Origin of the sequence: Candidatus Albibeggiatoa sp. nov. BB20 (genome assembly GCA_016744725.1) — a bacterium.
Taxonomy (GTDB): domain Bacteria; phylum Pseudomonadota; class Gammaproteobacteria; order Beggiatoales; family Beggiatoaceae; genus Albibeggiatoa.
Genome location: JADGDW010000198.1, coordinates 1 through 6,930, shown reverse-complemented (window position 1 = coordinate 6,930; position 6,930 = coordinate 1). Strand labels below are relative to the sequence as shown.

Below are 6,930 nucleotides of genomic sequence, written 5' to 3'. Positions count from 1 at the left end.
TCAGTAGTGATGAGATTCAAGAAGGTGTCAACACTATCAAAGTCCTACATTTTGAAATTGAAACGGGTTATTTACTCGAACGTATCGATAGAGCATTTGCATGAATAATAGAGAACAAACCGCTTACAACGCACAAGAATCCAATCGTAAAACCGCCAATCAAATCCGTGAAGGGGTTATTTTTGAAGCCCGTTACGACACACTTGGACATCCTGATTATGATGCGGAAAATGTGCCTGAATGGTTTTCAAATGAATCGCGTAGCGGTGAATTTCGCCAACCTTTATATCGGGTACAAATCGGCGATCATAAAACTAACTGGATTCCACACATTAGCTTAAGAGCAGGAGGTGACATTGATTACTGGGCGTATGAAGTTGGTGAAAAAGTGGTATTACTCGCACCGAATGGTGATCCAAATCAGTCTTTTATTATTGGGTCTATGTATAACGATGAGTATCGACCACCCGCAGGCCATGACGATTTAAGCGGCGAAAAACTCAAAGACAAACGACCGTGGCGTGAATCAGTGCATCGCACTCGTTATAAAGACAATTATATTGTTGAATATGACCGGTATTTACACCGTAAATTACAGGTATTTAATGACGGTACAAAATTCGAATTCTGGTTCTTAGACGATAGAGAAGACCGCAGCCCACGACATAAAGAAACCAATTCCGACAAACAGAATGTGCCGCCAAGACATTGGGAACACCGCGCTTATGCTGATGGTTTGGATTACGAAATTTTGTGGGATGAGGATACAAAAATCCATCGTCGGCATTATCAATGGTCAGATGGTGCAGCATTTGAATATCAATGGGATGAACAGAATAAAACCCATTTACATCATTGGCTGATGGCAGACGGAACGGATTATCAGTATTTTTACGATGAACAAAATAAATTGCATCGACAATATTGGCAATGGCCAGACGGTCATAGCTGGGAATATAAATGGGATGAACAAGCCCAAGCGCATAATGAAACCACAGTTTATGCTGATGGCACGCAACAACGTTATCACTATGATGAAGGCGGTGATTATCACATTGATGAAACATCATATAGCGATGGCACAACGATGCGCTACCATTATAACGAACCGCACAAGCATGAAATGTTATACGCGGATGGCAGTTCGATTGTGTACGACTTACAGACCAGCAAACTGACGGGTACTTTTGTTGGCGAGGTTGATATCTTGGCCGAAGACAATGTGTTAGTGCAAACCCAGAAAAATTGCAAAGTGTCAGCGATGCAAAATATTATTGCCGATGCCAAACAAGATGTACAAGTGAATGCAGGTCAGAATTTGATCGCGCAAGCAGGACAAAATGCCACCGTGTCAGCGAAAAATGTGATGGCGAATGCGGCAGATAATTTAACAGGTTCGGCGGGTAAGCAAGTGACGTTCAAAGCGGAAACCATTACTTTAGATGCAAAAAACATTCAGTTAAAAGGCTCTGTCAGTATGGGTAAAGGCAAGGGCAATAGTGAGGCTGTGATGGATTGTGATGTAAAAGTGAAAGGCAATATGACAGTTGAAGAAGATGTAAAAGCACGGAACTACTTGTAATAACTCGTAGATTCATAGGGTGGGTAGAACAAACTGAAATCCACCTTTGAGACTTAAAATAACACCTAAAAAAATACACCGCGTTATATATAGTCATTTTATTTTAAAGGGACTGGCAGTCCTCGATTTTAAAATTGATTAATATTTAAAGTATAAAAGGACTGCCAGTCCAAGCCAGAATTGACTAGACAATTTAGAACTCGTTTTCCTTTGTGGTAGTTTTGCCCTGCTCAATCAGTAGGGCTTTTTTTTTGTCCAAATTCATCTCTAATCCACATTTGCCTAAGTTTTCTTTATCGGTGCTGAGTTTAAGCTACATTTTCTATCGTATAGATACCTAAAAAAACCGATGCAAACATTACTAAGAGCGGCTTTATACCTGTCTATTTTAAAAAAATAGTTTTTTTATCAACTATTTAAAGCAAAAAAAACTTAACTTTATCCATTTGATTTACTATAATGACAGTATCATAACTGCAACAATAATAATTAAATTAGATTAAAAATAGCATTATTTAAAGGACAGTAGTATGAAAGGAACGCAAGTAAAAAGTATACTCTGTGATGCGCAAGCACCACTAGACACTGACACCATCGACGCTATGTTTCAGCTTTATAAACATATTGGTGAACATTCTCTCAACAGACAGGTCTCAGATATTCAACGATCTCAACTTACTGTATTTATGGAGCATCGAATTCATTTACGCCCTATTTACCTTTATCACTATGTGATGGCAAAAGAAACAATCAATAAATTAATTGATGAACTTGGCGAACAACAAGCTTATGAATCACTATGTTCAGAATCTGAATATAATTGTGCAGCCGCACCAGCACCCATTTCTGTTGTACAGCAATATGTTTCTAATGAATTTATGGCTTTTAAAATGGCACAAGCGGGCAGCCGCCGATTTTGACAAGAGTATGTTACAAAAAAAAGGGGGAGGGAAATAACACGCATCGCTAAGCCGATAGGGTTGGCAGCGCTAAAGAACCGCCAACTGATTACAAAACCGATATGCTGAAACCAAGCTAGATTTGATCTTTAGTCAGCAGTGCTTCCAATTTTGCAGCCTTCATAAATCCGATACCAGAAATCACTCCAACGATTGAGCCAATTGCCGCCGCAATACCAATATCTCCAAACATAACAGAACTAAATCCAAGTCCAATAGCACCAAATAAAATTAATACAATACCAACTGATTTCATATAAAAATATCCTTGTTTTTAAAACAAATGGAAAATGGTTCTCACCGCCAAAGCCTTGAGTATGTCAGATCATTTTATTGTTGAGCTATAAGCTCGGGTTTACTTTACTCATCAGGATACTGATTAATTTTGGCTGCTTCATAAGTGAGGCGCTCACTATTCATATCTGTACCAACAAATGGATTGATATTACCTTGATAACGCTCAACCAAATTGCTGCGGATGGTCTCAACAGGACGAAGCGGGTCATAACGCATCCACGCTTTGTACATTTTCACTTCAGCTTTCGATAATTCAAAACCATAAGTGTGTGACATATAAAGCATGATGCGAGCAAGATTACCTTGTACTTTTTCAGGTGGCTCAGCGATTTTTTTATCTGCATCAAATTTGACAGCACAATCTCTAATTCCAATTCTATTGCCTCGCACAATGCCCCAGTTGTATTCACCGATATTTTCATCTCCATAAATGCCATCAATCATCGGTAATAAATTGTGTAAATCATAATAAGCCGCTTTAAATACTTTATCGGTTGCTAAACAACAAGCTTCTTGAGACATTTGCTTTTCACCTTCTTTGGCAGGACAAACCGTTTTAGTCTCATTCCAACAACTGCGAGTTTGGCCAAATCGTTTTACTGGAAAAACGCGATCGGTATATAACTTATAACCATTTGTGCCTAAACGTGCAGGAGGGGTTAAGAAACAAAATAATGCTCCTGCTTCTTCAATGGTATGGCTGGCCTTATCAATAGGGCAACCACACATAAAACTGCTGTCATTAATCCGTTCATAAATGAGACTTTCTCTGTCTTTATCATCTTCGATCACATTGGGTAACGAGAACTCATCCGCATGAACAGACAGGTTGCATGACAATAAAGCCAACCATATCAAGATTGAAAATGTATAACACATCCAACTTACTCCATTATTTAACGTGAAAATTAAATTTAATAAGCAGTAAAGTTTAAGGATTTTTATGATGAATTAAAAGATATTTTTCGTACTGGATGATGTTTTTTCAAAAAACATGACATATAATAAACACTTGACAGCAACTACCTCAAATGAAAATATAAATAAATGAGCAAAAAATTATTTACTCAAATGCTTTTTTATCGTTAAATTTCAATTACCAAAATGAGGGGTTGAGTGAATGAGTAAAATCATTTCCGTTTTAAATCAAAAAGGTGGCGTAGGAAAAACCACTATTGCAATCAATTTAGCCCGCGCCTTACAACGGACTGAAGCGAAAGTATTATTGGTTGACTCCGATCCGCAAGGCAGTGCCCGAGATTGGAATGAAGCCAATGACGGTGAGCTATTGCCTGTGATTGGTTTAGATCGCGCCACTTTGCATAATGATATTAAGGCAGTGCAAGACAGTTATGATTGGATCATTATTGACGGTGCGCCACAGATTGCTGAGTTAGCGGTATCTGCGATAAAAGCGGCTGATGTGATTTTGATGCCTGTGCAACCTTCACCGCTGGATTTGTGGGCGTGTGTGAATTTGGTCGATATTATCAAGGCTCGACAATCAGTGACCGATGGATTACCCAAAGCGGCTTTTATCGTATCGCGCTTGATTAAAAACACCCAGTTGGGTAAAGAGGTTAAAGGGGTGTTGGAAGAATTTGGATTCCCCGTATTTAGAAACATGACCAGTCAGCGTGTGGTATATGCAAAGAGTGCTGCCACAGGCTCGACGGTTTTAGATACAGAACAGAATGGCCAAGCAGCGGCCGAAATGCGTGCGATTGCGCAGGAATTACAGGAGTTTACAAATTGATGTCTACTTTATTACAAGCGAAACGTCCCCAATCAACCAAGCAGAAATCGATTGAGGCAGTGATGGACATCTCAGATGAGGTGGCATTGGAGAAAACCAAACGCTTAAATGCAAATGTACCCGCGTCGTTACATGCCGCGATCAAAATGCAAGCGATACGGGAAGAAACAGATATGCAGCAGTTGATTATTAAAATGGCTCAAGAATATTTGGGAAAAGCACAGGCATAAACTTTTGTGACTAAAAAATGCCAAATGATGAGGAGTGCATATTATTTGGCTCATGCAACAAAATGCGCATTCCCACAAAGCTTAATTTCTACAAATACAAATGTGTTCATTAGCAATATTCTTATAGAACTTGAGTTAATAAATCCCCAAATTATCCTCATTTCTGAAAAAGCGTACTATTTATAATTTCTCAAAGCGGCCATAACATTGCGTATCAGATTTTACTAAAAAACCAAGATTCTAAGCAATCCATTCCCTCTACAAGTCCCTTCCCTGCAAATCCAGTAAGTTAACTAAGCCCTGAATTTAATGATATTTTACGAGCACAGATATTTTCTCACAACAAACGTTTTATTTTAATAAAAACCCTACCACTCATTTTTAATATATTCTAGTCTTCAACTCAATTTGATTGCTTCTTAAAATTATTAATCATAAGATTTTGATTATAAAGCAATTTAATCAAAGGTATTTGTCAGTTTAGAAAAATCACAACACACTAATAACACTTTAAATCGTAAATAGGCCAGAATGAAAAGCGACCAAACGCATGAAAACCCCTATTAAATACAATAGTATTCACCATTCAATAAAACAAAATACCATTCTATTGCATTCTAAATTACAGTTTTTTATTGTATTTATTGTATTCATCAGGAAAAAATGTATACTTGTAAACATGTTTACATGCTTAGATACTGATATATACTGGATATAACAATCACAGTTATGGACGTGTATATGGCTACAAACAGCAATGCGGGAACACTTAGTTTTCGCCCTCATTTACCTGATGTCAAAGATAAAATCGAAGATGCCTATATCGAGTACAGACAAAAGTGTAGATTAGAAAACACCAAACCCGACTCAAAAGGTGCATGGATTAGCAAGCTAATTCTCAACGCTTTGGCATCAAACTAACTTTCTTTTGGCGAGGAAAGGTAGGAGCTGACATGGCACATAATGAAAACATCAAACTATCTGGAATCACAATTAGGCTTCCATCCCAACAAATCAAGGAGGAAATGAAAAAACGAGCTGAAAATAACATGCAAAGCATGGCAGCCTATACAATCAAATTGCTCAGTGACTATCTCAATGGAAAACTGAAGCCGATTGACAATTGGTATTTAGAAAAAATCCCAGACAAATCACCCACGATAGGCCTTAGAATTTCAGTCGATATGAAACAAAAGATAGACCTTGAGGTGAAGAACAGTAAACTGGGTAGTATCAATGCGCTGGTCGTATCTTTGGTTATTGGCAGTATTAAGCAGGAGTTAGAATACAAAGATGAGTTACCAAACAACTCCAAAACTATGCTCAATCGCTGGAATAGTTGGTGTATTAGTTATGCTGCATTACTATAAATTGTGCGTAAAACAAAGATAGAATACGCTCATTAGAGTATCAAAATAGCAAAACCGACTTGAAATTCCATGCGAATTTAGTTTATATTCTTCGATCAGTTTTACGGTATAAACTATATTGTAGTAATGAATTACTACAATATAAGTTATGCCAAGCAGGATTTTAAGGTGTGGCACGGTTGCTTAATGTGACTAAAAATGATTATTTTAATTACCTTTTTGCCCTACACCCTATTTTTTCAATACATTATGAAAATATAAATAGGGCTAAAAATTAAAAATACTGGAAAGTCTGGTGTAGTCATAATGTAGAGACTTAAGCTAAAAATTAACTGTCATAAAATGAACAGTTTACTGACATAGGTTTCAAAAATACTATTTTCCACGAAAAAACAAAATATGGGATTGGCGCAATATCCTTAGCTTTCAACAATTTTTGCCGTAGATTAACAACTAACGGTCAATCAGATGTTATTTTTCAAATAATTTTTTAATATCATATATTTAAACTTACACTATATTTTTTTGTAGACTCTGTGTAGATAGGTCGAATAAAAATTAAATCACTTTAAAAATAACAAGATAGTAGTATTAACTTACTTTAGAACATCCTCTACATTTCTCGATTACACTATCAGTAATCTGCTGCATAGCAGTTCTAATCCTTTCTATATCTTTAATAATATAGCCTGCGGTAACATCTTGATTGTAGATAGGTCGAATAAAAATTAAATCA

General features: G+C 37.0%; 8 protein-coding genes. 6 read left to right on the top strand and 2 right to left on the bottom strand.

Annotated features, from left to right (window positions below; translation table 11 throughout):
- Window positions 1-100 precede the first annotated feature (100 nt).
- Window positions 101-1,582 carry a phage baseplate assembly protein V gene (locus ABXH34_RS16700; protein WP_353573021.1) on the top strand — a complete coding sequence of 494 codons (1,482 nt, stop codon included), beginning with the start codon at window positions 101-103 and terminating at the stop codon, window positions 1,580-1,582.
- A 530-nt stretch (window positions 1,583-2,112) separates the two neighbouring features.
- Window positions 2,113-2,502, top strand: coding sequence for a hypothetical protein (locus ABXH34_RS16695; protein WP_353573020.1), 390 nt, complete (start codon window positions 2,113-2,115; stop codon window positions 2,500-2,502).
- A gap of 115 nt (window positions 2,503-2,617) precedes the next feature.
- Here the strand turns inward: ABXH34_RS16695 and ABXH34_RS16690 are convergent, their stop codons facing one another.
- Both ABXH34_RS16690 and ABXH34_RS16685 read right to left on the bottom strand, forming a co-directional pair.
- A complete protein-coding gene (locus ABXH34_RS16690) occupies window positions 2,618-2,797 on the bottom strand; it encodes a hypothetical protein (RefSeq protein WP_353573019.1) in 180 nt (59 codons plus the stop codon).
- Window positions 2,798-2,901: 104 nt separating this feature from the next.
- Window positions 2,902-3,717: an endonuclease gene (locus tag ABXH34_RS16685; RefSeq protein ID WP_353573018.1), complete on the bottom strand. Its 816-nt coding sequence runs from the start codon at window positions 3,715-3,717 to the stop codon at window positions 2,902-2,904.
- Between the two features lie 241 nt (window positions 3,718-3,958).
- Between ABXH34_RS16685 and parA the strand changes: the two genes are divergently transcribed.
- From parA to ABXH34_RS16665, 4 genes are all read left to right on the top strand, one after another.
- Window positions 3,959-4,594, top strand: coding sequence for a ParA family partition ATPase (parA, locus tag ABXH34_RS16680; protein WP_353573017.1), 636 nt, complete (start codon window positions 3,959-3,961; stop codon window positions 4,592-4,594).
- On the top strand, window positions 4,594-4,824 hold the full coding sequence (locus ABXH34_RS16675; RefSeq protein ID WP_353573016.1) for a hypothetical protein: 231 nt from the start codon (window positions 4,594-4,596) through the stop codon (window positions 4,822-4,824). Before parA ends, ABXH34_RS16675 begins: the two co-directional genes overlap by 1 nt.
- A gap of 741 nt (window positions 4,825-5,565) precedes the next feature.
- Window positions 5,566-5,745: a hypothetical protein gene (locus ABXH34_RS16670; protein WP_353573015.1), complete on the top strand. Its 180-nt coding sequence runs from the start codon at window positions 5,566-5,568 to the stop codon at window positions 5,743-5,745.
- 32 nt (window positions 5,746-5,777) lie between these two features.
- Window positions 5,778-6,194: a hypothetical protein gene (locus ABXH34_RS16665; protein WP_353573014.1), complete on the top strand. Its 417-nt coding sequence runs from the start codon at window positions 5,778-5,780 to the stop codon at window positions 6,192-6,194.
- Window positions 6,195-6,930 lie beyond the last annotated feature (736 nt).